Origin of the sequence: Fuscovulum ytuae, assembly GCF_029953595.1 — a bacterium.
GTDB classification, from domain to species: Bacteria; Pseudomonadota; Alphaproteobacteria; order Rhodobacterales; family Rhodobacteraceae; genus Paragemmobacter; species Paragemmobacter ytuae.
In genome coordinates this window covers 80,242-106,004 of sequence record NZ_CP124536.1, presented here as the reverse complement: position 1 = coordinate 106,004, position 25,763 = coordinate 80,242, and the positions used below count along the sequence as shown (strand labels likewise).

26 protein-coding genes are annotated in these 25,763 nt (G+C 62.8%); 22 read left to right on the top strand and 4 right to left on the bottom strand.

Annotated features, from left to right (window positions below; all coding sequences use genetic code 11):
* Positions 1-2: 2 nt before the first annotated feature.
* A complete protein-coding gene (locus tag QF092_RS19150) occupies positions 3-701 on the bottom strand; it encodes a cyclic nucleotide-binding domain-containing protein (RefSeq protein ID WP_281470230.1) in 699 nt (232 codons plus the stop codon).
* A 249-nt stretch (positions 702-950) separates the two neighbouring features.
* On the opposite strand from QF092_RS19150, the gene QF092_RS19145 reads away from it, so the two are divergent.
* The 10 genes from QF092_RS19145 (at position 951) to QF092_RS19100 (ending at position 14,239) form a co-directional block, all read left to right on the top strand.
* Positions 951-3,668 (top strand): nitrate/nitrite transporter, encoded by a 2,718-nt coding sequence (locus QF092_RS19145; RefSeq protein WP_281470228.1) that lies wholly within the window; start codon positions 951-953, stop codon positions 3,666-3,668.
* A gap of 15 nt (positions 3,669-3,683) precedes the next feature.
* The gene (locus tag QF092_RS19140) at positions 3,684-7,430 is read left to right on the top strand and encodes a nitrate reductase subunit alpha (protein WP_281470226.1); all 3,747 of its coding nucleotides are present in this window, start codon (positions 3,684-3,686) and stop codon (positions 7,428-7,430) included.
* Complete coding sequence (narH, locus tag QF092_RS19135; RefSeq protein ID WP_281470224.1) at positions 7,427-8,953, top strand: nitrate reductase subunit beta; 1,527 nt, start codon at positions 7,427-7,429, stop codon at positions 8,951-8,953. The genes QF092_RS19140 and narH overlap by 4 nt, the downstream gene beginning before the upstream one ends.
* Complete coding sequence (gene narJ / locus QF092_RS19130) at positions 8,953-9,648, top strand: nitrate reductase molybdenum cofactor assembly chaperone (protein WP_281470222.1); 696 nt, start codon at positions 8,953-8,955, stop codon at positions 9,646-9,648. Before narH ends, narJ begins: the two co-directional genes overlap by 1 nt.
* 1 nt (position 9,649) lies before the next feature.
* Positions 9,650-10,435 (top strand): respiratory nitrate reductase subunit gamma, encoded by a 786-nt coding sequence (narI, locus tag QF092_RS19125; protein ID WP_281470221.1) that lies wholly within the window; start codon positions 9,650-9,652, stop codon positions 10,433-10,435.
* Between the two features lie 5 nt (positions 10,436-10,440).
* On the top strand, positions 10,441-11,235 hold the full coding sequence (locus tag QF092_RS19120) for a peptidylprolyl isomerase (protein WP_107326210.1): 795 nt from the start codon (positions 10,441-10,443) through the stop codon (positions 11,233-11,235).
* A gap of 20 nt (positions 11,236-11,255) precedes the next feature.
* The gene (locus QF092_RS19115) at positions 11,256-11,825 is read left to right on the top strand and encodes a hemerythrin domain-containing protein (protein WP_133618473.1); all 570 of its coding nucleotides are present in this window, start codon (positions 11,256-11,258) and stop codon (positions 11,823-11,825) included.
* Positions 11,815-12,432 carry a carbonic anhydrase gene (locus QF092_RS19110; protein ID WP_134078534.1) on the top strand — a complete coding sequence of 206 codons (618 nt, stop codon included), beginning with the start codon at positions 11,815-11,817 and terminating at the stop codon, positions 12,430-12,432. The genes QF092_RS19115 and QF092_RS19110 overlap by 11 nt, the downstream gene beginning before the upstream one ends.
* 65 nt (positions 12,433-12,497) lie before the next feature.
* Complete coding sequence (locus QF092_RS19105) at positions 12,498-13,706, top strand: molybdopterin molybdotransferase MoeA (RefSeq protein ID WP_281470214.1); 1,209 nt, start codon at positions 12,498-12,500, stop codon at positions 13,704-13,706.
* A gap of 11 nt (positions 13,707-13,717) precedes the next feature.
* Positions 13,718-14,239, top strand: a complete 522-nt coding sequence (locus QF092_RS19100) for a DUF2478 domain-containing protein (RefSeq protein ID WP_281470212.1) — start codon at positions 13,718-13,720, stop codon at positions 14,237-14,239.
* 171 nt (positions 14,240-14,410) lie between these two features.
* Here QF092_RS19100 and QF092_RS19095 read toward each other — a convergent pair whose 3' ends face one another.
* The 3 genes from QF092_RS19095 to QF092_RS19085 all read right to left on the bottom strand — a co-directional run bounded on the left by QF092_RS19095 (position 14,411) and on the right by QF092_RS19085 (position 16,474).
* Positions 14,411-15,253 (bottom strand): hypothetical protein, encoded by an 843-nt coding sequence (locus QF092_RS19095; protein ID WP_281470210.1) that lies wholly within the window; start codon positions 15,251-15,253, stop codon positions 14,411-14,413.
* Positions 15,254-15,469: 216 nt separating this feature from the next.
* Complete coding sequence (locus tag QF092_RS19090) at positions 15,470-16,111, bottom strand: hypothetical protein (protein WP_281470208.1); 642 nt, start codon at positions 16,109-16,111, stop codon at positions 15,470-15,472.
* Between the two features lie 60 nt (positions 16,112-16,171).
* The gene (locus QF092_RS19085; protein ID WP_281470207.1) at positions 16,172-16,474 is read right to left on the bottom strand and encodes a hypothetical protein; all 303 of its coding nucleotides are present in this window, start codon (positions 16,472-16,474) and stop codon (positions 16,172-16,174) included.
* A 167-nt stretch (positions 16,475-16,641) separates the two neighbouring features.
* Between QF092_RS19085 and QF092_RS19080 the strand changes: the two genes are divergently transcribed.
* From QF092_RS19080 to QF092_RS19025, 12 genes are all read left to right on the top strand, one after another.
* A complete protein-coding gene (locus tag QF092_RS19080) occupies positions 16,642-16,962 on the top strand; it encodes a hypothetical protein (protein WP_168776665.1) in 321 nt (106 codons plus the stop codon).
* The gene (locus QF092_RS19075; protein ID WP_281470201.1) at positions 16,934-17,644 is read left to right on the top strand and encodes a lytic transglycosylase domain-containing protein; all 711 of its coding nucleotides are present in this window, start codon (positions 16,934-16,936) and stop codon (positions 17,642-17,644) included. Before QF092_RS19080 ends, QF092_RS19075 begins: the two co-directional genes overlap by 29 nt.
* 5 nt (positions 17,645-17,649) lie before the next feature.
* Complete coding sequence (locus QF092_RS19070) at positions 17,650-17,964, top strand: TrbC/VirB2 family protein (RefSeq protein WP_281470200.1); 315 nt, start codon at positions 17,650-17,652, stop codon at positions 17,962-17,964.
* Between the two features lie 69 nt (positions 17,965-18,033).
* Positions 18,034-18,309, top strand: coding sequence for a VirB3 family type IV secretion system protein (locus tag QF092_RS19065; protein WP_281470197.1), 276 nt, complete (start codon positions 18,034-18,036; stop codon positions 18,307-18,309).
* Complete coding sequence (locus QF092_RS19060) at positions 18,299-20,677, top strand: VirB4 family type IV secretion/conjugal transfer ATPase (RefSeq protein ID WP_281470195.1); 2,379 nt, start codon at positions 18,299-18,301, stop codon at positions 20,675-20,677. The genes QF092_RS19065 and QF092_RS19060 overlap by 11 nt, the downstream gene beginning before the upstream one ends.
* A complete protein-coding gene (locus QF092_RS19055) occupies positions 20,674-20,880 on the top strand; it encodes a hypothetical protein (protein ID WP_281470193.1) in 207 nt (68 codons plus the stop codon). Before QF092_RS19060 ends, QF092_RS19055 begins: the two co-directional genes overlap by 4 nt.
* A 59-nt stretch (positions 20,881-20,939) precedes the next feature.
* On the top strand, positions 20,940-21,992 hold the full coding sequence (locus QF092_RS19050) for a lytic transglycosylase domain-containing protein (protein ID WP_281470191.1): 1,053 nt from the start codon (positions 20,940-20,942) through the stop codon (positions 21,990-21,992).
* A complete protein-coding gene (locus tag QF092_RS19045; protein WP_281470189.1) occupies positions 21,989-22,798 on the top strand; it encodes a type IV secretion system protein in 810 nt (269 codons plus the stop codon). The genes QF092_RS19050 and QF092_RS19045 overlap by 4 nt, the downstream gene beginning before the upstream one ends.
* A complete protein-coding gene (locus QF092_RS19040; protein ID WP_281470187.1) occupies positions 22,795-23,301 on the top strand; it encodes a hypothetical protein in 507 nt (168 codons plus the stop codon). Before QF092_RS19045 ends, QF092_RS19040 begins: the two co-directional genes overlap by 4 nt.
* 3 nt (positions 23,302-23,304) lie before the next feature.
* The gene (locus tag QF092_RS19035) at positions 23,305-24,324 is read left to right on the top strand and encodes a TrbL/VirB6 family protein (protein WP_281470185.1); all 1,020 of its coding nucleotides are present in this window, start codon (positions 23,305-23,307) and stop codon (positions 24,322-24,324) included.
* Positions 24,325-24,356: 32 nt separating this feature from the next.
* Positions 24,357-25,016 carry a VirB8 family type IV secretion system protein gene (locus QF092_RS19030; protein ID WP_281470183.1) on the top strand — a complete coding sequence of 220 codons (660 nt, stop codon included), beginning with the start codon at positions 24,357-24,359 and terminating at the stop codon, positions 25,014-25,016.
* Positions 25,013-25,762, top strand: a complete 750-nt coding sequence (locus tag QF092_RS19025; RefSeq protein WP_281470181.1) for a TrbG/VirB9 family P-type conjugative transfer protein — start codon at positions 25,013-25,015, stop codon at positions 25,760-25,762. Before QF092_RS19030 ends, QF092_RS19025 begins: the two co-directional genes overlap by 4 nt.
* Position 25,763 lies beyond the last annotated feature (1 nt).

Here is a 25,763-nt window from a genome sequence, read left to right as displayed (position 1 = left end):
CCTCAGGTGGACCCGTCGTCGATCAGCGGGTTCGGCTTGGCAAACCGCTCGAACTCTGCCTGGTTGGTGATTGTGATACGTGTTCCGTCCACCTCTAGCCCATAGGGCTGCAACCCCTTGAAGGCGCGGCTCAGGTTTTCGGCGGTCATCCCAAGCACCGAAGCGAGGCGGCGCTTCTCGAAATCAAGGTCGAACGATGCTGCCCCACCGGCGCGCCTCTGCTGGCGCAGCAAATAGTTCGCCAGCCGTTCCAACGATGTCCGCAGCTTCAGGTCTTTCTGCGCCTTGATGACCGAGCGGTAGCACTGCGCCAGTTCCGTCACGATGGCGCGGGCAAAGTTGCCGTCAATGTCGAAAACGGCGCGCACATCCTGACTGGGGATCAGCGCGATCCGGCTCTTCTCCAATGTGCGGGCTGACATGAGGTAAGGCGCATCCTTGATCGTAGCGGCCAGGATGAAGGTCGAGATGGGCCGAACGGTCGCAAGGCTGGTCTCACGGTCATTCCAGGCCGAGAAGAGGTCAACCGAACCGGAAAGCACAACATGCAGGAAGTCGCTCGGGTCGCCTTCAGTGATCAGTTCGATCTGCGCCGGGAAGTTCTGGACATAAGCACCGCGCATCAAGGCCGAGAAATTCTCGTCCGCCATCTGTGAAAACAGCGCGAGGTCGCGAATCTCCCTGAACGATGAATCGGGCATCCTGTCGTCCTTAGAAGTGCTTTGGCAGAGTCCAATCCCACGATTGATAATTGTCAAGCCAACAATTGATCATCGCAGGAGGAGCCTTGACTGACCCTGCAAGCGAACCTGACATTTTTCACTAAGCCATTTATTTCAATAAGAAATCCGCAACAGATGATCTAGATCAACCTCTTTGGCCTGCGTGGATCTCAGGACTGGCATCAACCCCACTGGGGAAACTGCCTCCCTCTTGCCGGAGATCCCGCCATGCAGACCGCAACGACAGCCTCACGCGCCGACCAGACCCGCGCCCTGACGCTGAGCACGATCGCCTTCACCGCCTGTTTCGCCGTCTGGACGATCTTTTCGATCATCGGCGTCGCCATCAAGGGCGAGCTGGGGCTGAACGATACGCAGTTTGGCCTCTTGGTCGCCACCCCGATCCTGACCGGTTCGTTGACACGCATCTTCCTTGGGGTCTGGACCGAGAAGTATGGCGGGCGGCTGGTGTTCTCGACGCAAATGCTGCTGGCGGCCTTGGCGACCTGGGCGCTGACCTTTGCCGACAGCTATCCGATGTATCTGTTGGCCGCATTAGGCGTTGGCCTAGCGGGCGGATCTTTCATCATCGGCGTCGCCTATGTCAGCCGCTGGTATGATGCGGGCCATCAGGGCACCGCGCTTGGCATCTTTGGCGCGGGGAATATCGGGGCAGCGGTGACCAAGTTCGTCGCGCCCTTCGTGATGGTGGGCTTTGGGTGGCAAGGGGTAGCGAATGTCTGGGCCGCAGGCCTGGCACTGATGGCGGTGATCTTCTTTGTTTTCGCCAAGGACGATCCCTCGCTCGTTGAACGTCGCCGGACCGGGGCAAAGCCGCCGAGTTTCGCCCAGCAGTTCGCGCCCCTGAAGAACCTGCAGGTCTGGCGCTTCTCGCTCTACTACTTCTTCGTCTTCGGCGCCTTCGTCGCGCTGGCGCTGTGGTTGCCGCACTACCTGATCGACGTCTACGGCGTCGATGTGCGCACTGCAGGCATGGCGGCCGCCTCGTTCAGCCTGTCGGCTAGCCTGTTCCGCGCCTATGGCGGGCACCTTTCCGACAAGTTCGGCGCGCGGTCGGTCATGTACTGGACCTTCGGCTTTTCGATGCTGTTCCTGTTCATGCTGTCGTACCCGCCGACCGACTATGTCATCCAGGGCAAGGATGGCGTCATCGCCTTTTCAACCAGCATGGGGCTGTGGCCCTTCATCGCCACGCTCTTCGCGCTTGGCTTCTTCATGAGCCTCGGCAAGGCGGCGGTGTTCAAGCACATCCCGGTCTACTACCCCAACAACGTCGGCGCAGTCGGTGGCCTTGTCGGCATGATCGGCGGGCTTGGCGGGTTCGTCCTGCCCATCGCCTTTGGAGCCCTTTTGGACCTGACGGGCATCTATACCTCGTGCTTTGCGCTGCTGTTCGTGCTGGTCGGGATCGCGCTGACCTGGATGCACCTGTCGATCCGCGCCATGGAGCGCGCCGCGCATGGCGAGGTTCTGGACCGCCTGCCGCAGCTGCCTGAGATGCAGCCGATCCACCACCCCGAACGCACCGCCATGCCGCGTGTGATCGAGGATTGGCGGCCCGAGGATGCGACCTTCTGGGCTGACAAGGGCCGTGCCGTCGCACGCCGCAACCTGTGGCTCTCGATCCCTGCCCTGCTCCTAGCCTTCTCGGTCTGGATGGTCTGGTCGATGGTCGTGGCGAAGCTTCCGCTGATCGGATTTGCCTTCACGCCGGAACAGCTGTTTTGGCTGGCCGCACTGCCTGCGCTTTCCGGGGCAACGCTGCGCATCTTCTACGGCTTCATGGTGCCGATCTTTGGTGGGCGGCTCTGGACGACGCTTTCCACCGCCTCGCTGCTGCTGCCCGCCATCGGCATCGGCTATGCCGTGCAGAACCCGGAAACCCCCTACTTCATCTTCCTGGTTCTGGCGCTTCTTTGCGGGCTTGGCGGGGCCAACTTCGCCTCTTCGATGGCCAACATCGGCTACTTCTTCCCGAAGGCGGAAAAGGGCAATGCGCTCGCTCTGAACGCAGGCCTTGGCAACCTCGGCGTCAGCGTCATGCAGTTCCTGGTGCCGCTGGTCATCACCGCCGGTGTCTTTGGTGCCGTGGGCGGCGAGGGCGTGGCTCTGCAGGATGGCGGCACGCTGTGGCTGCAAAACGCAGGCTTTATCTGGGTGCCGTTCATCCTGGCCTCGACCATCGCGGCGTGGTTGGGGATGAACGACATAGCCGATGCCAAGGCAAGTTTTGCCCAGCAATCAGTGATCTTTGGCCGCACGCAGAATTGGCTGATGTGCGTCCTCTACATCGGCACCTTCGGCAGCTTCATCGGCTATTCGGCAGGCTTCCCGCTGCTGTCCAAGATCGCTTTCCCGGATGTGAACGCGCTGCAATACGTCTTCCTCGGGCCGCTGGTCGGCGCGCTGAGCCGTGCCGGCACGGGCTGGGTCGCGGATCGGTTCGGCGGCGGCCGCGTCACCTTTTGGGTCTTCGCGGGGATGATCGCATCCGTTCTGGCCGTGATCTTCTCGCTGCAGGCCGGCAGTTTCCCTGGGTTCTTCGCAGGCTTCATCGCGCTGTTCTTCTTCACCGGGGTCGGCAATGCGTCCACCTTCCAGATGATCCCGGTCATCATGGGCAAGGAAGTGCCGCGCCTGATGCCGCAGCTTACCGGCGCCGACCGCGCCCGCCAGATCGCGATGGAGTCGAGCGGCATCGTCGCCTTCACCAGCGCCATCGGCGCCTATGGCGGCTTCTTCATCCCCAAGGCCTATGGCTCTTCCATCGCGATGACCGGCTCACCCGTCGGCGCACTGTGGCTGTTCCTTGCCTTCTACGTGATCTGCCTGGTCCTGACCTGGGTCGTCTACACCCGGCCCGGCGGACTTCTTCATGACATCGAGCGTGGTCGCGCTTTTGCGGCCCCCCACCCTGCCGAATAACGAAAGGACGCCAAGATGAGCCACCTGCTCGACAGACTGAACTTCCTCCAGAAGAAGACGCTGGAAACCTTCTCGGACGGCTGGGGTGAAACCACGCGCGAGGATCGGGGGTGGGAGGACACCTATCGGAACCGCTGGCGGCACGACAAGATCGTGCGGTCAACCCACGGGGTGAACTGCACCGGATCCTGTTCGTGGAAGATCTACGTCAAGTCCGGCATCGTGACCTGGGAGACGCAGCAGACCGACTATCCGCGCACCCGGGCGGGCCTGCCCAACCACGAACCGCGCGGCTGTGCGCGGGGGGCGTCCTACAGCTGGTATCTGTATTCCGCGAACCGTGTGAAGAACCCGCTGATCCGCGGCAGCCTGATGCGCGCATGGCGCAAGCTGCGGGCGACGATGACGCCTGTGGCCGCCTGGGCCGCGATCCAGGCCGATCCCGCCTTGCGCGCCAGCTATACCAAGACGCGCGGCAAGGGCGGTTTCGTCCGCGCCACCTGGGACGAGGCGACCGAGATCGTCGCCGCCGCCAACGCCCATACCGCCAAGGTCTGGGGACCGGACCGGGTGTTCGGCTTTTCGCCCATCCCCGCGATGTCGATGGTCAGCTATGCGGCGGGGTCACGCTACCTGTCGCTTCTGGGCGGCACCTGCATGTCGTTCTACGACTGGTACTGCGACCTGCCGCCCGCCTCGCCGCAAACCTGGGGCGAACAGACCGACGTGCCGGAATCGGCCGACTGGTACAACGCGGGCTTCCTGATGCTTTGGGGGTCGAACGTGCCGCAGACGCGCACGCCCGACGCGCACTTCTATACCGAGGTCCGCTATCGCGGCACCAAGTCCGCCGTGGTCAGCCCCGACTATTCCGAAGCCGCGAAGTTCGGCGACATCTGGCTGAACCCGCAGGCGGGCACCGATGCGGCGCTGGCGATGGCCATGGGCCATGTGATCCTGCGTGAATTCCACCTCGACCGGCAGGCCGAGTATTTCGAGGATTACGCCCGCAAATACACCGACATGCCGATGCTGGTGGTGCTGGACGAACAGGACGGCCGCCTTGTTCCAGGACGGATGCTGCGGGCCGAGGATTTCGACGACAAGCTGGGCGAGGCGAACAACCCCGACTGGAAGACCGTCGCCTTCGATGAGGCGACGGGTCGCTTCGTTGCCCCCAACGGCTCCATCGGCTTCCGCTGGGGTGAGGAGGGCAAGTGGAATCTGGTCGAAGAAGCTGGCAATGCCGAGACGCGGTTGCGCCTGAGCCAGATCCTTGATGAACACCACGACAGCATCGTCGGTGTGGACTTTCCCTATTTCGGCGGTGCCGCGACGGGCGACTTCGTCAAATGCGACGCGCCGGAGGTGCTGGCCCGGAATATCCCCGCACGGAAAGTGAAATTGGCCGATGGGCGTGAGGCGCTGGTTGCCACAGTCTTTGACCTTTTCTGCGCCAACTACGGGCTGGACCGGGGCTTGGGTGGTGAGTGGGTGTCGAAAAACTTTGACGACGATACACCCTACACCCCGGCATGGGCGGAGAAGATCACGGGTGTCGCGCGCGAAAAGATCATCGCGGTGGCCCGTGAATTCGCGGGCAACGCAGAAAAGACCCGGGGCAAGTCCATGGTCATCCTCGGGGCCGGTCTGAACCACTGGTACCACATGGACATGAACTACCGCGGCATTATCAACATGCTGGTGATGTGCGGTTGCATCGGCCAGGAAGGCGGCGGCTGGTCGCACTATGTGGGGCAGGAAAAACTGCGGCCGCAGACCGGTTGGGCACCCCTCGCCTTCGCGCTGGACTGGAACCGCCCGCCGCGGCACATGAACTCGACCAGCGCCTGGTACGCCCATACCGACCAGTGGCGGTATGAGACGTTGCGCGCGGGTGAAATCCTGTCGCCCACGGCGCCCAAGGGCGACTGGGACATCAGCCTCATTGACTACAACATCCGGGCGGAACGGATGGGCTGGCTGCCATCGGCCCCGCAGCTGAAGACCAACCCGCTGGAGGTGTCGAAGGCCGCCAAGGCAGCGGGCAAGGACATCAAGGAGTTCGTTGCCGCTGAACTGAAATCCGGCAATCTGGAAATGTCCTGCCAGGACCCGGATGCGCCGGAAAACTGGCCGCGCAACCTGTTTGTCTGGCGGTCCAACCTGCTTGGGTCTTCGGGCAAGGGGCATGAGTATTTCCTCAAGCACCTTCTGGGAACCGACCACGGCGTCATGGGCAAGGATCTGGGCGAGGAAGGCCATGCCAAGCCCGTGGAGGCCGTCTGGCATGACGAGGCACCGAAGGGCAAGCTGGACCTGCTGGTCTGCATCGACTTCCGCATGTCGACGACGGCGGTCTATTCCGACATCGTGCTGCCCACCGCGTCCTGGTATGAAAAGGACGACCTGAACACGTCCGACATGCACCCCTTCATCCATCCGCTGCAGGCGGCGGTGGACCCGGCCTATGAATCGAAGTCGGACTGGGAAATCTTCAAATCCATCGCGAAGAAGTTCAGCGAAGTGGCCCCTGAAGTGTTGGGGGTCGAAACCGACATCGTTCAGCTGCCGCTCCTCCACGACACCGCCGCCGAACTGGCTCAGGCGCATGTGAAGGACTGGAAAAAGGGCGAATGCGACCTGATCCCCGGCAAGACCGCGCCGAACTACATCGCGGTCGAGCGGGACTATCCCAACCTCTACAAGAAGTTCACCTCGGTCGGTCCACTGCTGGAAAAGCTCGGCAACGGTGGCAAGGGGATCAACTGGGATACCAAGGTCGAGGTCGGGCATCTGCGCGACCTGAACGGGGTAGTGCAGGACGAGGGCGTGTCTAAGGGCCTTGCCAGACTGAACACCGCCATCGACGCGGCAGAAATGATCCTGATGCTGGCGCCTGAGACCAATGGTGAGGTCGCGGTCAAGGCCTGGGAGGAACTGGAGAAGCCTACAGGCCAGCACCACACCCATCTCGCCGAGGGCGCGCATCACACCAAGATCCGCTTCCGCGACATCGCGGCGCAACCGCGCAAGATCATCTCTTCGCCCACCTGGTCCGGGATTGAGTCGGAAACGGTCTGCTACAATGCGGGCTACACCAACGTCCACGAGCTGATCCCGTGGCGGACGCTGACGGGACGGCAGCAGCTCTATCAGGATCACCTCTGGATGCGGGCCTTCGGTGAAGGTTTCGTCAGCTATCGCCCGCCGGTGGACCTGAAGACCATTACCAAGGCCGTCAACAACGACGCGGCCGAGGGCAACCCGCATGTCGTGCTGAACTTCATCACGCCGCACCAGAAATGGGGCATCCATTCCACCTACACCGACAACCTCCTGATGCTTACGCTGAACCGCGGCGGGCCTGTCGTCTGGATGTCCGAGGTGGACGCGAAGAAGGCAGGCCTTGTCGATAACGACTGGGTCGAGGCCTACAACGTGAACGGTGCACTGACCGCGCGGGTGGTGGTGTCCCAGCGGATCAAGCAGGGCACGCTGTTCATGTATCACGCGCAGGAAAAGATCGTGAACACGCCCGGGTCGGAAAAGACCGGCAACCGGGGCGGCATCCACAATTCGGTCACCCGCGCCACGCTGAAGCCTACCCACATGATCGGCGGCTACGCGCAACTTTCCTACGGGTTCAACTACTACGGCACCGTGGGCAGTAACCGAGACGAATTCGTGATCGTCCGCAAGATGAAGAAGGTCGATTGGCTCGACCGTCCCGCAACCAAAGGTCTGGAGGCAGCGGAATGAAAGTTCGTGCGCAAATCGGCAAGGTCCTGAATCTGGACAAATGCATCGGCTGTCATACCTGCTCGGTCACCTGCAAGAACGTCTGGACGACGCGGGAAGGCGTTGAATACGCCTGGTTCAACAACGTCGAAACCAAGCCCGGCACCGGCTATCCCACCGACTGGGAGAACCAGAAGCGCTGGAATGGCGGATGGGTCCGCAGCGCCTCGGGCAAGCTTCAGCCGAAGCAGGGGGCCAAATGGCGGATTCTGGCGAATATCTTCGCGAACCCCTCGATGCCGGAAATCGACGACTACTACGAGCCGTTCGATTTCGACTATGACCACCTGAAATCCGCCCCCGACATGCAGGCCTTCCCCACCGCGCGCCCCCGGTCAAAGATCACCGGCGAACGGATGGAGAAGATCGAGAAGGGGCCGAACTGGGAAGAAATCCTCGGCGGCGAGTTCTCGAAGCGGTCGGCGGATTACAACTTCGACAAGGTGCAGAAGGACATCTACGGCGAATATGAAAACACCTTCATGATGTATCTGCCGAGGCTGTGCGAACACTGCCTCAACCCGACCTGCTCGGCCTCCTGCCCCTCGGGCGCGATCTACAAGCGCGAGGAGGATGGCATCGTCCTGATCGACCAGGAGAAATGCCGGGGCTGGCGGATGTGCATCTCTGGCTGCCCCTACAAGAAGGTCTATTACAACTGGGACACCGGCAAGTCCGAGAAATGCACCTTCTGTTATCCGCGTATCGAAAGCGGCCAGCCGACGGTCTGTTCGGAAACCTGCGTGGGGCGCATCCGCTATCTGGGCGTCATCCTCTATGACGCCGACAAGATCGAGGCGGCCGCGAGCGCCGAGCGCGAGACCGACCTTTACGGCGCGCAGCTGGACGTGTTCCTCGACCCGAACGACCCCGAGGTGATCGCCGCCGCCCGCCGCGATGGCGTGCCGGAGGATTGGATCGAGGCCGCCAAGATCAGCCCGGTCTGGAAGATGGCGATGGACTGGAAGGTGGCCTTCCCGCTGCACCCGGAATACCGGACCCTGCCGATGGTCTGGTACATCCCGCCGCTGTCACCGATCCAGAACGCCGCACAGGCGGGGCAGATCGCGATGAGCGACCAGATGCCCGACGTGCGGTCCCTGCGCATTCCGGTGAAATACCTCGCCAACATGCTGACGGCGGGGGATGAGGAACCGATCGTTTCGGCGCTGGAACGCATGTCGGCGATGCGCCTCTACATGCGCGCACTGACGGTGGATGGCGTGCGCGACGAGGGCATCGCCGCCCGCGTGGGAATGTCGGGCCGGATGATCGAGGACATGTACAAGATCATGGCGATTGCGGATTACGAGGACCGTTTCGCAATCCCCACCGCGCACCGCGAACAGAACGAGGCCGGCGCAGACATTCGTGGCGGCTGCGGCTTCACCGACGGCAACGGCTGTTCTGACGGCGAGAGCGGCAAGACCAGCCTGTTCGGCGGCAAGAAAAAGTCCTTCGCCCTTCCGCTGGAGTCGTTCTGATGGACCGCACCCTCAAATCCTTGTCGCTGATCCTGAGCTATCCCTCGGCTGAGCTGCAGGAGGCCATGCCCGATATCGGCGCCGTCCTGGCTGCTGATCCGCGCATTGCGCCTGCTACCCAGACCGCGCTGTGGAAGCTGACCGCAGATCTGGCGCAAGGCGACCTCTATGACCTGCAAGAGCGGTATGTGATGCTGTTCGACCGGTCGCGGACACTGTCGCTCAACCTTTTTGAACACGTCCACGGCGAAAGCCGCGAGCGCGGCGGCGCGATGGTCAGTCTGATCGAGACCTACCGCGATGGCGGGTTCGAACCCGCCACCTCCGAACTGCCCGACCACCTTCCGGTGCTTCTGGAATTCCTGGCGACGCGCCCCACACGCGAAGCGCAGGAAACCTTGGCGGACGCGGCGCATATCCTCGACGCCCTCTCGGGTCGCCTCAAGCGGCGCGAGAGCGGGTATGCCGCTGCGTTCGCCGCCCTTTCCGCACTGGCCGGGGGCAATGCAGATGCCGATGCCGTGGCCGGAATGCTGGGCCAGCCCGACGATGACCCGACCGATCTGGCGGCGCTGGATGCGGTCTGGGAGGAAACCGAAGTTACCTTCGGCCCCGACCCCAATGCAGGCTGTCCACAGGTCCGCGACATGCTGGCCCTGATGGACCAACCCGCCCCGCAGCACAGGAGTGCATGACATGTTCGAGAGCTTCGACATCAACTTCGTCATCTTCGGGGTCATGCCCTATGTCGCGCTGACCGTGTTTCTGGTGGGCTCCATCGCCCGCTATGAGCGCGATCCCTTCACCTGGAAATCCTCGTCCAGCCAACTCTTGCGGCGCAAGCAGCTGATCTGGGGGTCGATCCTGTTCCATGTCGGCATCCTGACGGTGTTCTTCGGCCACCTTGTCGGCTTGTTCACACCTGTCTGGGTGCTCGATGCCCTGGGTGTGCCTTATGGTCTGAAGCAGTGGATGGCAGTTCTGATCGGCGGGCCTGCGGGTCTTGCGGCGCTAATCGGTGGCACCATGCTGATCCATCGGCGACTAACCGATCCGCGCATCCGCGCCACTTCAACCACCCTCGACATCCTGATCATGATCCTGATCTGGCTTCAGCTTGCCATTGGCCTGCTGACCATCACGCAGTCCCTTCAGCACATGGACGGGGCAGAGATGATCCGCTTCATGGAATGGTCGCAAAGCGTGGTGACATGGAACATCAACGCCTGGGTCACAGTGGTGGACGTGCACTGGCTGTTCAAGCTGCACATCTTCCTCGGCCTGATCATCACCATGCTGTTTCCGTTCACGCGGCTGGTGCACATCTGGTCGGGCTTCGCGGCGCCCTTCCGCTATCTTGTGGCCCGCTCCGGCTATCAGATCGTGCGGTCCCGTCGCCGCCGCCCGCTGGAAGAACGCCGCCGCGCCTTTGACAGGCGGCAGGGCGTTGATGGTCCCAAAGCCCATACCCCGGCGGAGTGAGTGCGATGAACATGTCCCTTTTCCCCGATGTCGTGGTGAACGGCGAAACCATCCCCTCGGCGGCAATCGCCGCCGAGGCCCAGAACCACAGCGCACCGAAGGACAAGCCGGGCATCGCCTGGCGCAAGGCGGCGCAGGCCATGGCGATCCGGGCGCTGCTGCTGCAAGAGGCCCGGGCGCGCGGGCTGGCTGCTGAACCGCTCGCACTTGCCCCCGGGCGGTGGGAAACGGAAGACGAAGCCCTGATCCGCGTCTTGCTGGAAGAGGCGGTCTTGCCCGATCCGGTGACCGATGACGCGATCCGTGCCGAATGGGCGCGAGACCCCTCGCGTTATCGCTCGGCCCCTCTTTGGGACGTCTCGCATATCCTGTGCGCATGCGACCCCCGCGATCAGACTGAGACGGCCGCTGCCGAGGCGCGTGCACAGGCACTTCTGGCCCGACTCGGAGAGGGGCCCAAGGACTTCGCCCACGCCGCCCGCAAAAGCGACTGCGGGTCAAAGGCACAAGGGGGCCATCTGGGCCAGATCGGCCCCGGCGATACAGTGCCCGAGTTCGAAGCCGCTCTGCGCTGCTTGTCCGAAGGCCAGACGACCCCGGCCCCGGTCCTGTCGCGGCATGGCTGGCACATCATCCGCTTGAATGCACTCGCCCCAGGGCAGGTACTGCCGTTCGAAACGGTGCGGCCAAGGATCGCCGAGGCACTCGAAAAGGCCGCCTGGGCCCGTGCCTCGCGCGACTTCGTGAACAGGCTTGGCCAGAAGGCTACGATCACCGGCGCAAGCCTGGCCCCGATCTGATCCACGGTCAGGAGCGTCCCATGAAGCGGTCAGAACCAGCGCGACGTGGCAGCGGCCAAGGCCCCACCGATCCGGGCCTTTTGGCCCGGCCGCTGGACTTCATCAGCGAGGACCATCTGCGCGAACGCCAGATCTGCGCTGAGATAGACCGCCTCGTCGCCGCCGAGACCTTCGACCGCCCGGCAGGCGTCACCATCCTGCGTTTTCTGAACGAAGAGCTTGGCGTGCATCTGCGGGATGAGGTGGAAGACCTGTTCCCCACCCTTGCGCGGCGCTGCACCGATGAAGATTCCATCGCCTCCGTCTTGGGCCGCATCCGCCACGATCAGGAGCAGGCCCTGTCCCTGCTGCCTTCAGTGCGTGGGGCCATCGCCAACTGCCTCGACGCTGGGGCCGACCTTTCCAGCGAAGACCGCGAGGTTCTTGCGCGTTTCGCCGCGCATGTCCGCCGCCATCTGGTGGCGGAGAACGCTATCCTCCTGCCCATAGCCCGCGCCCGGTTGACGCGGGGCGACTTGCGCCGTCTGGCCAATCACATGCGGTTGCGGCGCGGGCTTCCCACCAGCCAGGGGGTGACCAGTGCTGAGTGATATCCTTGCCCGCAACCGCGACTGGTCGGCCAAAAGACAGGCGCAGGAACCTGGATATTTTACCCGTCTCGCGGCCCTGCAAGCCCCGGAATTCTTCTGGATCGGATGTTCGGACAGCCGTGTTCCGGCCAACGTCGTGGCGGGGCTCGACCCAGGCGAGGTCTTTGTCCATCGCAACGTGGCGAACATCATTCATTCCTCTGATATGAACATGCTGTCCGCGCTGGAATTCGCGGTCGAAGCGTTGAAGGTGCGCGAGATCATCGTCTGCGGCCATTACGGCTGCGGCGGGGTCAAGGCAGCAACCGAGGATCTTCCTCACGGTCTTGCCGACCACTGGCTGGAGCCGATCCGGCGCCTTTCCCGCGCCTATGCGGTCGATCTGAGCCGCCAGCCTGACCTTGAGGCGCAGCGCGACCGGTTGGCCGAGTTCAACGTGGTCGAAGGCGTCCGCCGAGTCTGCGAGACGCCTATCCTGCAGCGAGCCTGGACGCGCGGCGCGAAAGTCCGGGTGCATGGGCTGATCTACGGTTTGAAGGACGGCCTGTTGCGCGACCTCGACTGCAGCGTGGGTCCAGGACATTTCAAGGAAGGAGCAGCACTATGAGTATCCTTCAGCCAGTGACACGGACCGGCTGTGGCTGTGAGGGTCACGATGCAAGCAAGAAGCTGATGACGATCGATGCCGCTCTCGACCTGATTGGGCATTGCGTGACCATCGTCGACGGAATGGAAGACATCTGTCTGGGCAAGGCTTTGGGCCGCGTGCTTGCCGACCCTGTCAGTTCACGCAGCATGTCTCCTCCGTTCGACAACGCTGCAATGGACGGATTTGCCTTTTCCTCGGCGGCGCTGCGAGGTGATGGACCGTGGGTACTGGACGTTGCAGCGCGTATCCAGGCGGGGCAGTCCTCAGCCATGCCTCTGGCCGACCTGCAAGCCGCGCAAATATTCACTGGGGCAAAAGTTCCCGAAGGCGCGGACGTGGTCATGATGCAAGAAGAAGTCAAGCGGATGGGAAAGACGATCCGGGTAGCCACGCGACCAACGCCCGGGCTCAACATCCGCCGAGCCGGTAGTGAAATGGAGGCAGGGGTCACGGTGCTTGAGACGGGACGCCGGCTTGACGCGCGCGCGATTGCCGCCTGTGCTGCAGCCGGGGCGGGCTCTATAACGGTGCGCAGGCGATTGCGCGTGGCGCTTCTGGTGACCGGCAACGAAATTCGCACGGCCGGTACTCTGCGTGCCGAGGCTCAGATCTGGGACGTAAACACTCCCATGCTGACCGGCGTTCTGACGCAGCCCCAGATCGATATTGTCGCTGTGGAACAGGGCATTGACAGTCGAGACGGGTTGTTCCTGCAGATTGCGGAACTGGCTGCCAATGCCGATCTTGTCGTCACCACAGGCGGAATTTCGGTCGGTGAGGAAGACCACATCAAACCTGCGCTGTCAGCTCTTGGCGGGGACATTCATTTCAGTGGCGTTGCGATCAAGCCGGGCAAGCCGGTATCCTTCGGTCGTATTCGGCGCGCATGGTGGCTGGGTTTGCCAGGCAATCCCTTGTCAGCCTTCGTCACCTGGCAGCTTTTCGGAACGGCGATTGTCGCCCGACTGACCGGTGAAACGGAGCGAGTTACCCGGCGCCATGTCGTTACCGGAGCGGCGATTTCCAGGAAGCCCGGTCGCTGCGAGTTACGACCCGCGACAGGCGTAGGCTTTGACGGCCAAGGTCGTGAGGTCGTGACATTTGATGCCGAAACCCATTCCGGCCATGTCCGCGGGCTACCCTCAGCAGACGGGTTGATCTTTTTGCCCGCCGACTGTGATTTCATGCCCGAAGGCGCCCTCGTCGAATTCCAACCCTTTTGTCGAAACTGAGAAGGCCGAAGATGAACCTCGCTTACACTATGGCGCCGGGCCGCGGCGACACCGATCTCATCCTCTTTAATCTCTCAAGAGCGATGGCTTCGCGTGGGTTTCGCTGCTGCGGTACGGTCCAGATAAACTCCGGGCGCTCCGATGCAGGGTCGTGTGACATGGATGTGCAAGTCTTACCCAATGGTCCAATTCTACGGATCAGCCAGGACCTCGGCCGTGCATCGCGCGGTTGCAGGCTTGACCCGGCGGCCTTGGAAAAAGCAGTTGGCCTTGTATCAGCCAGTATGGTGCAAGGTGCAGACCTGCTGATCATAAACAAGTTTGGCAAACACGAAGCCGAAGGGCGCGGATTCCGGATGGTGGTAGCGGAAGCGCTGTCCAACGGAATACCAGTCTTGGTAGGCGTCAACTCGCTCAACCTGTCTGCTTTCGAAGAGTTCGCAGGTGGCCTCGCAGTACCCTTGGCGCCTGAACCGAATGCCTTGGAGAGTTGGGCCATTCAGATGACCGGATCAAACCTAACCACGGCATGAGCCGCCGTAGATGTCACGTCCGCGATGTTGCCAAACGCAGAGCGAACAGCCGGACCTGTCCCAAGGTATCGACACAGCTCATTTCCTTACCGCACACAAACAAGCGATTTCAGCGGTACACAGTGCTGGAGCCCAATTCCTATCGATGGGAAATGAAGGCACAGAAAAGTTTCATTTCGCAATCTCGTCGGCCAGTACGGCCAGCCCGTGTACAGCCAGGATCGCTGCAAATCGAGGACAGCCGAATTTCTTGGCGACGTTCATGACACGAGAGTCGTACGCAACTTGGCCAATTCTCTTTCTAAGATCTCCGGCATGGAATTGCCAGTTCTTGCTGGGTGCAGCGGCAATAAGTCGATGCAGTTCCAGTTCTTCCGGCGTCGATGACCGCTTCGGTACCACAAGCAAATTTGGTTTCAAAGCAGCACCCGGCGAAGTCCGCCACCGCCGCATGAAGCCCAGGAGAAACCCCGCCGGCACCGCTGCATTTCCTCGCGCCCTGTTGAACGCAAGGAAGCGCTCCCAGATGACCTGCGTATCGACGTTCCAGCAGGCGAGCGACGTTTTCGCGGCCTTGATCAGATCCGCCCAGGGTGTCCGATAGACGTTGGTTCCGGCACCAATCTCGATCCTCCCTGCAAAGATAGTTTTGTTCTTAGACTCTCTAGATAGTGATGTGTCGCATGGGGATGACACGACATCTGGCGGCGCAACGGCAGCCTCTCGCCCCCCGAACCGGAACAGCCAAGGTGCGTATTTGCCATTTGGCTTCCACCGGACCAACGCCAATCCGGACGCAGCAAGTTCGACCAGCAGCGCCGTCAGATGCTGCCGCGACACGCCCATCTTCCCGGCGAGGTGCGCCAGCGTGAAGGCGGCCGTCCCGCGTTCCAATCCGTTGTATCCATCTTTCCAAGCAATCCCGTCGAGGATGATCGTCGCGAGCTTGTGCGCCGCCGTGGAGAGCGGAGTTTCGGTGATGCGGCGCAGGATGGCACCGGTCGTGAGTTCCATGTCGTGTCGTTCCTTCAAGGGGCGACACCAAACCGCGAGGCGTGCAAAATTTCGTTCCAGCAAAGGCATTTGCCGGTTGAACGGTCCCAAAGCTCACGCTAGATTCCCACTACCACGAGGAAATCAGTGCGGCGTCGGGCCTATGGTCTGGCGTCGTTTCTGTTTCTAGGGTTTGCGTCTTCTGGTCGTTTCGGGAGAGGGCGGTCGTTCAGGTTGTCAGTAGTGAACCTCTTCGTGTCCGTAGCTGCCTTCATAGTCCCGCCACTCGACGAAGACTGACCGGTGCCAATAGCTGCGACAGTCCGCCGGCACGGCGAGGTCTGAGGCGGTGGGAACTGCAGAGACACTGCTCCGACGACGGCGGTAGTCGCCTTGAGGTCCATAGGTGCCCATGTACACCGCGCCCCAGCTGTTGCAGTCGCCATCAGAGCTGCGCCGCTGCTGGTAGGTGATTTCGAACACGCGGATCGAGCGGACGAAATCGAACGCCGGATCGGAGATATCGACATCCGCCCGATCCTGGACAAGCTGAAGCGTCAGCGGCGTTTCCGAGATCGAGACGAGCGGCACCGGTTCACCGCGAACCGCGATGTCGAACAGGCGCTCGATCGGTTTCGCCTCGCCACGGAAATTCGCCCGCATCGGACAGTTCCAGATCTGCAGCGGCGGCTCGACTGGCCATGGGGTGATCCGGGCAATGAAGACGGTACGGGCATGGGCGCATTCTGCCGAGGCTGGCCAGCCGCCTGCGAGGCAAAGAAGGATCGCGCAGTCGACGGGGTAGGCTTTTGCCGGAGCAGCAAGAGAAAGGGACAGGGCGGTGGCTGCGAGGGAGGCCGCAGCTCGTAGTCTTGTCATGGGAGTTTCCTTGTGAAGATGCCGGGAGGGGATGGGGCAGGAAGACAGTAACTGGCACGATCAACCGTCAGGCTCGGCGCCAAGAGCCTGGTAGTCGTGGATCGCGCGGTTGATCTCTTCGGACACCTCGGCGCGCGCAGCATCGAGACAGCGCAGATAGGCCTGTGCCTCATCGAAATAGGCCGAAAACTCCTGCCCGATCTCCTTGCGATATTCCGCACGCATGGCAGCATCGTTCACCGGTGCAGGCGGGACCGGTGGCAGGCAGTCCAACGCCGTCGCACCCTGAGCGACACCGCAGACAGGCATCACGAACAGGGCGGCGGCGACGAGGCAAGCGCGTCTGTAGCGGGGAAGGGGCATGCACAGTCCGGGGTTTCAAAACATGTGCATGAATTGCAAAACACCGCTATTGACGCAACAGGATTCTATCGATAGGTGAGCGCCATGTTGTGCGACGACATGTTTCTCATCAGCGCAACATGCACTATGTTCTGCCGAGAGCGTGTTGCTTCGGAAGGTGCCAACCCATGAGGAACTTGACCCCGGTGATCTTGCAGGCCGGACTTAAGGAGGCCCTGACCGAAGGCGGCATCGTCGAAGCCCTCTGTGTCGAGGACGCAAAGAAGGTTCTCAATGTCTGGCAAGGCACCTGGCGCATCCAGTTGCGCCTTGGCGACCAGACAGCCCTTCTGGTGATCTCGCGCGGGCTCGAACCCCGGGAGTTCAAGACCGTCACCGGTCTGATCTCTTTCGCGGTCGAGTTGGGTCTGACCACGGTCCCCGTTCCTTTGAAGAAGGGCGAGAAGGCGACCTGGACCCATGACACGGAGGCGGACCCTAACTCGTGATCTGACCCTCTGCGGCGGGCTGGCGCTCTGGCTTTTTGCCGCACAAGGCGCAGTCGCCGAGGTCATTGACCTAGGGGCAGGATCAGAGGACCTGCGCGTTCGGGCCAGCCTTCTCGATTTTGGCAAAGCGCTTCCCAAACGCCGCGATCTGAACGGCGCTAAGTTCACAGATGATGTTGAGACTGATGCAGATAACGAAGGTCTCGTTGTGCTTGCGTCCTATGGCACAACCCAGAAAGGGAGGGGTCCGCGTGGCACGGCCGAGATCGAGGACCTCGTACTCGACGTTGGTGACGACTACCTCCGCCATCCGGCGCTGAAAGCGGCGGGACTTTCCGGTACGGAATGGCTGGCGCTCTTCCGGGCCAACATCGCCGTGGAATCCGCCTTCAATCCGGATGCGCGCTCATCGGTCGGTGCCATCGGCTTGGGTCAGCTGATGCCCGGAACCGCCGATCTCCTCGGTGTCGATCCCCATAATCCGGAAGACAATCTGCACGGCTCGGCCCGCTATCTCCTCGCCCAACTCGAGGACTTCGGCGCTGCCGATCTTGCACTCGCTGCCTACAACGCCGGACCCCAAGCGGTCCGCGATTACGGCGGCATTCCCCCTTATGCCGAAACCGAGGGCCATGTGGCCAAGGTTCTGCGGCTGACCAACGCAACCCTCAGTTCGGAGTAACTCCCATGTTCCGCAATCTCCTCAGTGCGCGATTGCCGCGCCTGGCTTTGCACACCCTTTTGCTGGCGCTGCCCTTCGCGGCGATCCTCGCTGAGCCCGCCCTCGCACAGAATCTCGACCCCTTGGAGAACATGCTTCAGACCGTGGTCGATGCGCTGACCGGCCCGATCGGCCGGCTGATCGCCATCCTTGCTGTCGTGGCCGCGGGATACATGATGTTCACTGGCCGCCTGAACTGGCCTCTGTTCCTCGCCATCTTCTTCGGCGTGGTCCTGGTCTTCTCGGCCGCGACGATCATCGACGGCTTCGCAGCCCCCTGAGGCTGATGCCAGCAGGGCAAACGGATCATTCACACCTTTTGCCCTGCGGCCTGATCCGGACACTTTCCCATGCATGACGCGCCCCTGTTTCTCGGCCTCACCCGGCCGCCGAAGATCTTCGGCCTGCCCATCGGCTACTTCGTGAGCCTGATGTTGGGCTCGGTCATTCCCTTCGTTGGGGCGAACGACTGGCGGTTCCTGCTGATCGGCGTCATCGGCTATCCGGTCCTTTGGTTCGTCGCGGATCGCAACCCGAACCTCTTCGAGACAGCTGCCGTGGTCTTTTCCCGGACGCCGCGCACACGGGGCAAGTCAGCCTCTGGCGGAGATCGCCATGTCAGCTGACCTCAAATCCCTCTTCCCGGCAACACCGGCACTTCGATCTGTCTTGCGGCCTGAGGATCTCGCAGCCGAGAGCCTCGCTAGGCACTTGCCCTGGCTCTCCGCACCTGCGGACAATCTGATCCTGACCCGGCAGGGAGACCTGATCGCCTCTGCCGTGGTCGAGGGGCAGGACAGTCTCACGACGGAAGAAGGGGACCTCTCACTCGCGACCACTTCGCTTGCGCGGCTGATCGGCCAGTTGGGCGAAGGCTTCGGGTTCCATGTCTCCAAGCTGACCCTGCCGGACGCACCCCAGCTGAAGCCCTTCGATGGTGAAGGCACCGGGGCCGAATTCGCGGCCATGGTCGATGCCCGCTGGCAGGGACATCTTCGCGCCCGCACCCTGAAGCGGCGAGTGCTGATGGTGTCGCTCATCCTGCGCCCCACTGCGCTGAAACGTGCCCCTCTGATCGGTGCACTCTTCAAGGCGGCGTTCACCGGCGATCTTGGCCAGAGGATCGAACGCCTGAACGAAGCGATGGGGCTTTTGGCCGGGGCCTGCCAAGGTCTGGGCTTCCGGCGCCTGAGCATCTCTTCCGGGGAATGGCTTGGGTTATTGGGTGTCCTTCTCGGGCAGCCGATGGCCAAGGTCTTGCCGATGCGCGGCCAGTTTCTCAGCGAGGCCATCGCTTCGTCGCAGATGACCTTTGCCGGAAAGCGGGTGGAAATCGAAACTGGCGCCGGGCTGCGCTTCGGGACGATCTTCGGCGTGAAATCCTATCCAGCCCGCACCTGGGCGCGGATGCTCGACGCGCTGGAACTGCCCTACGACATCGTCATCACCAATAGCTTCACGCCCGCCCGTAACAACGAGATCGAAGAGCGCATCAAGCGCACGGCACGCCAGATGCGCGCTTCCGAGGATGCCGCCGAAACCCTGCGCCAGGAACTGTACGAGGCGGCGGACAATGTCGCCTCGGGCCGTCAGGTCTTCGGCAAACATCACCTGACGGTCATGGTCACGGCCGAGACGCCGGAACAGTTGGAGGAGGCCGCCTCCGAGGTCTGGCGCGCAGGACAGGATTGCGGGGCGACTTTGGTGCGCGAGAGTTTCGCTGCGCGCGCGGCCTGGTTTGCACAAGCCCCGGGCAACTGGGCCTACCGTCCACGGACCGCGCTTCTGTCGGCCCAGAACTTCGCGCATCTCGCGGCGCTGCATCGGGTGACCGAAGGCCGCCCGAAAGTCCAGTCGCCCTGGGGCGAGACGATCACGGCGCTTCCAACGGTTACCTCGAGCCTCTACCGCTTCAATTTCCACGACAAGGGCGAGCGGGGCGCCGAGCCTAGCGCCGGCCACACGCTGGTGTTGGGCCGCACGGGGTCGGGCAAGACCCTTGGCACGGCTTTCCTGATGGCGCAGGCGCGGCGGGTTCATGCCCGCGTCCTCGTCATTGACAAGGACCGGGGCCTCGAGATGGCCGTGCGGGCCCTGGGCGGCAGCTATTCTGCGATCCGGATCGGCGAGGCGACGGGCCTCAATCCGTTCCAGACCGAGGTCGATGAGCGCGGGGCGGCCTGGCTTACCGACTGGCTCGGTGACATCCTCGCAGGTTCACGGCCCTTCGAGACCGCCCAAACTGTCAGCCTCAACGCCGCTGTCCGTCAGATCGTTTCGGCCGATCCCCGGCTTCGGACGTTTGATGGCCTCGCAACTCTCGTCGCCTCGACCGACGACGAGGGCGATCTGGTGGGCCGGGTCCGGGAATGGGGGCAGGGAGGCCGACATGGCTGGCTCTTTGGGCCCGGGGCCACATCCCTGATCAGCCTTTCCGAGGATGTGGTCGGCATCGACATGTCGGAGATCCTCGATCTCGGGACCGAACGCTCGGCGCTGCTGGCCTATCTCTTCCGTCGCATCGAGCGGGTGATCGAGGATCGTCGGCCCACGCTCATCGTCATCGATGAAGCCTGGAAGATGCTCGACGATCCGATCTTCGAAAAGCGCCTGCATGACTGGCTTGTCACTATGCGGAAGAAGAACGCCGTGGTGATGATGCTGACCCAGACGCCGACGCACCTGACCCGGGTAAAGGTCGGCCAGATCATCGCGGAAAGCGTGGTGACGCAACTGCTCTACCCGAACCCGCGGGCCAACCCTGAGGATTACCGGATCCTGCGGCTGAACGAGAAAGAGGCCGAGTTCCTCTGCACGCCAACGGGCGGCCTGCGCCTCGCCCTCCTGCGCTCGGCCGGTGACTCGGTCTTCGTGAACATGGATCTCGCGGCCCTTGGGCCGGCGCTCACCGTTCTTGGCGGCGGCCGATCCGGCGAAGACCGCGCGCCCTTTGGCTGGCGCGACACCACCGACTTCTGGAAGGACATGACGTGACCAGACGCAACTGCCTGATCCCCCTTTCCCTTCTCGGGATCACCCTCCTCTCTGCCTGCGCTGGCGTCGAAACCGGTGCCGTCTCCCCCTGCCACGGCCAGTTCCGGGCCGAGGGCAAGTACTTCTCGGCGCGCGAGCAAAGCGCCGGCACGACGGTCGTCGTCTCCACGATGAACGCCCCCGACGCGCCTTGTGCAGACTGAGCCACCGCATGCGTCGCGCTCCGCTCCTTCTCGGACTTCTCCTGGGCACTGCCGTGCCCATGGGCCTCCTGGCCCAGGGCGTGCCAATCATCGACGGCTCGCGGCTCTCGAACTTCATCTCGCGACTTGCCGAACAGGCTGAAGACGCCGTGAAGCAGGGTGAGAAACTCAGCACACGCTCCGAGCTCAGCGAGATCGAATACGACCAGCTGGCGGCCTATGAGCGTTTCCTCGCGGATACGACCGGCGTGACCGACCTCAGCGGCTTCGAGATGGGGACGGGCTCCTTTCCACCTGCCGATGAAGTCTATCCTCTTGAGGAGACCAGCCCCGAAAGCCAGCGGCTCTTCGGGGAAGGTGAGACGGTCGAGGCGATGATCATCGCCACGGCGGCGCGCTACGAGACGCACCCCGGCGTCGTGAAGGTCGGGCTCACGCCCACGACCTGGCGCATTCTTTTCCAGTCTCTGGTGAAGCAGGAAAGCGGGTTTTCCAACGCGGCGATCAGCCCGGTTGGAGCCATGGGGTTCTGCCAGTTGATGCCCGGCACCGCCGCCGATCTCGGCGTTGATCCGACCGATCCGCTGCAGAACCTCGATGGTGGCGCACGCTATCTTGCGACCCAGCTCAACAGCTTCGGCCGGATCGACTTCGCCCTCGCGGCCTATAACGCAGGGCCCGGCAACGTCCAGAAATACGGTGGCATCCCACCCTTCGAGGAAACCCAGAACTACGTCCGCAGGATCTCGGGCTACTACGACGCCTACCTCTCGGTGATCACTGGCGCGGACGTAACCGGCACTTTGGCGGGGGTGGAGGGTGCCAGTGCCGAATGGGGCAACATGTCCTCGGCCTTCATCGGCTATTCCGGCCAGCAGTCGGGGCAGATCGAGGCGGCGATGGCCCGGATCAAGGGGTTCCTAAAAGAGGCCAAGCCCCAGACCCCGAAACAGGCGGTCGACCAGAACACCTACATGCTCGCCGAGCGCGCCCGCCTCATGGCCCTGACGCTTCGGCTGCGCGCGGGCGCCGTCAAGGTCGAGGCGGCCCGTGGGCTCTCGGACGCCGCACAATCCCTGCAATACACCACCTTCTGGGAGTACACTCCGTGAGACCTGCCGTCCTTCGAACAAGGGCGCGTCTCGCGCTCGCCGTCTGTGCATCGCTTCTGGCATCACCTCTTCTGGCACAAGGCGTGCCCGTCATCGACGGCACCAACCTCGCCAAGAACATCGAGCAGCTTCAAGCAACACTTCGCGATGCAGAAAACCAGATCGCGCAGATCGAAGAGCTGAAGAAGCAGGTCGAGACCGGTCTCGAGCAGTTGACCAACCTCGAAGGCATCCTCGGGTCGATCTCGGGCCTGAACGAGATCGCGAGCCTTTACAATTCGGTGGGGGACCTGCGCTCACGGGCGGCCAAGATCACCGATCTCTCCGGTTTCCAGGATGCGCTGACCATCGGGGATTTCGATGGGCTTCTGGACAGCTTGCTCGATGGCGACGTGACCATGGGCGACAAGATGGCCGCCGAATATATGCGCGACACGCTGGAAGGGGCCGGGCTGACCTCGGAAACCCTCGCCGGGCTGTCGTCATCGGAGAACCCGCAGGACAAGCTCATCGCGACGACCGCAGCGACGAGTGCCACGGCCATGGGCGTGGCGCAGCTTTCCTACGAGGAAGCCGCCCAAAGCCTCGCGCGGATCGACGGTTTGGTGGCTGAAATCGCCAATCAGGAGGGCCTGAAGGAAAGCATCGACCTCAACACCCGGATGGCCGCCGAGACCAACTACATGCTCGGCCAGATGTGGCGGCTGAATGCGGCTGCGGGACTCGCTGCCGGGCAGACGGGTGTGAACTGGGCCGCAGAGCAGGCCAAGGAAAAGAGCTTCTTCGACTATTCGGGGGCCGAATGATGCGGCGGGCTTCTCACCACGTCGCGGTGGTTGCTGTCCTGGTCTGCTTTGCCAGCTTCGCTACGGCGCAAGACATCGCCACTTTCAGCGACGTTCAGCTAATCGAAGAGACCCGGGAAGCGGTAGGCGCGCAAGATGCGGAGGCCGCGCTGGATCTCCTGACCGAAATGCAGCGGCGCGGGACCGGGATCTTTGCCGCCGCAGACAGGCCTGCCTGCGAAGAGGTGATCGATCTGCCCGATGGGATCACCGATTGGAAGTTCCGCGCAGTGGCTCGCCAAGCCTATTTCCGCGTGGCGATGTCGCGGCGGCTTGAAAAAGGCTCCTGCGCTTGCCTCTTCGAGGGCTTCACCTTCGACGCCTTCATAAAGACCGCGTTGGGCAAGTCGACGGCGGAACTGACCGATGCAGACCGTCCGGCGCTGGAAGGTATCCGCAATGAAGATCGGCGTGCGACCGAGGCGCGGTTTCGAGAACTCGAGCAAAGCTGCCGGGCCAAGTGATCCATGGCCATCATCGCCGACATTCTGACCCAGGTTGATGCCGCTGCAACAGCGGTTGGTGCCACTGCATTTGATGCCGTGGCCGCCGAGATCGTGCCGGTCTTCCGGGTCGGATCGGTCCTAGTGGTGGCTCTGATCGGGATCAACCTGATGGCACAAGCCGTGCCAATGACACTGCGCAACGGGCTCGGTCTGATGGTGCGGATCGCAGTCGCGTCGGCCTTCTTATCGTCCTGGACCAACTTCAATTCTGTTTACGGCGTTCTGACCAATGCCCCGAGCGAAATTGGCGCGGTGGTGATGAACGCGTTTGGAGACGGATCAGGCAATCTTTATGAGGGTCTGGATGCGCTTTACCTGCAAGCGCTGGATGTGGGTCAGGCGATCAGCCAGAACGGCAGCTACATCACCGGTGCCCTTGCGGGCCTCCTGATGTTCCTGGTGGCAGCCCTCATGGCGACCGTGTCGATCATCGTGATCTCGGCCGCGAAAATCATGATCGGGGTCCTCGTCATCTTCGCACCCGTCGCGATTGCCTGCACACTCTTCAAGGTCACCGCCCCGCTCTTTGACCGATGGGTGAACCTTGCCCTCGGCTTCGCTCTTTATCCCATGCTGACGTCCGGAATGGCGGCCTTCACGATCTACATCGCGGAGGACCTCACCCCGGCCTCCCTGGCCTCGGTCGAGACCATTGGCGATGTCCTGAGCTTCGTGGTCGTAATGATGCTCGGCACCGGCCTCATGGCCATGGTGCCGACGATCGCGCAATCCCTCGCGTCGACCGCGACAGGTCTCGGCAGCGTCGCAGCCTCGACCTTCCGCACCGCCGACAGCGTCAAGGGTTACGGACGCACCGGCATCGCTTCGGGAATCGGAGCAGGCCGGGGCGCGGCTGGCTTAGATGCCGGTGGCCGCCGTCCATCGGACGCGCGCCTGAACGGCAATACCGCCGGTCAGATCGGGCGGTCCGCAGTGCAGACCGCAATGCGGCTCGCCAGCCGGACACCGGACAAGAGCTGATGCCCCAGAATTCGAGAAGTGGAGGACCGCCCATGGAGGCGCATGGATTTGATGTCGATCTCGTTCTGGAGCCCCGCCTCTCGGCCCGGCGCGCCTGGATCGTCGCGAGTGCCGCAGGCGGGCTGAGCCTGATCCTTGCAACCGCACTGGTCTTCGTCCTGCCCTTGCGGGAAACCCAAGTCTTCACCGTCCTCGTCGATCGCCAGACCGGTGACGCCGAAAACATCCTGCAGGTCGCCCCGACCGGGATCGAGGATCAGGAAGCGCTGAAACAAAGCCTCCTCGTGGCCTATGTCTCTGATCGCGAGGGCTATTTCCTTGCGGGCATTCAGGCCCGGCTTGAAAGCGTCCAGCGCCGCTCGACAGGAGGCGCGGAGGAAAGTCTGCGACTTCTCTGGTCGAAGGGCGGCGGCAATTCTGCCTATCCGCCCGATGTCTATGGGCCCGGTGCGGAAGTCACGGTGACGGTGCGCCGGATCACGTTCCTCTCGCCAAACGTCGCCCAGATCCGTTTCCTGAAAACCCTGCGCAAGACGAAGCAGGATCCGGTGACCCAGCCCTTCGTCGCGACGGTCGAGTTCGCCTTCGAGCCAAAGACCGAACGCTCCCTTGCCCATGTCTGGGAAAACCCGCTCGGCTTCACCGTCTCGGCCTACCGCGTCGACGCCGAAACCCTGGAAACCAATCCATGACCCGTTCTTTTCTCCTCCTGGGACTTGCCTTCGCCTGCGCCCTCGGCTGCGCGACTGTTACCTCCGCCGAAGTCGCCCCCGCATCGATGGGCGCCGATGCCCGCGTCCGGTCGGTCCTTTACAACCCCGTAGATGTCATCCGGCTCGACACGCATTTGCGTGTGAACACCGCCATCGAACTAGGCGCGGGCGAGCGGATCGACTCGGTCCTTCTTGGCGACAGCGAAGCCTTCGAGGTCGAGGTGCTCTCGAACCGGACCACGGTTTCCGTGAAACCCCTGATCGCCGGGGCCGAGACCAACATGACGATCTATACCGGGCGGCGCACGATCTCGCTGTCGATCAGCGAGGGGCGCTCCCGCAATCCGACCTACCGGCTGGTCCTACGCTATCCCGAGACCGGCACAGTCCGCGCGACCCGCAGCACTGTTGCCGCAGGATCGCGCGACATCGGCTATGCCTGGTCGGGCGACGAGACCCTGAAGCCCGTCCATATCTGGAACGACGGGCAAGCGACCTATTTCGCGTTCGCACCTGGTCTTCGGCCCTCGATCTTCGGCGTCGATGCGACGGGCCGCGAAGTGACGCTGAACTCCGGCACGCGCGGCAGCATCGTCCGCGTCTCGGGGCTGCGCTCCGCCTATTCGATCCGGATCGGCACGCAGGTGCTTTGCATCGAACGGGTGGATGGCGGCGTAACCACCGATCCGGCCCTCCTCGCCAAGCTCCAGGGATGGGAGTTCTGAC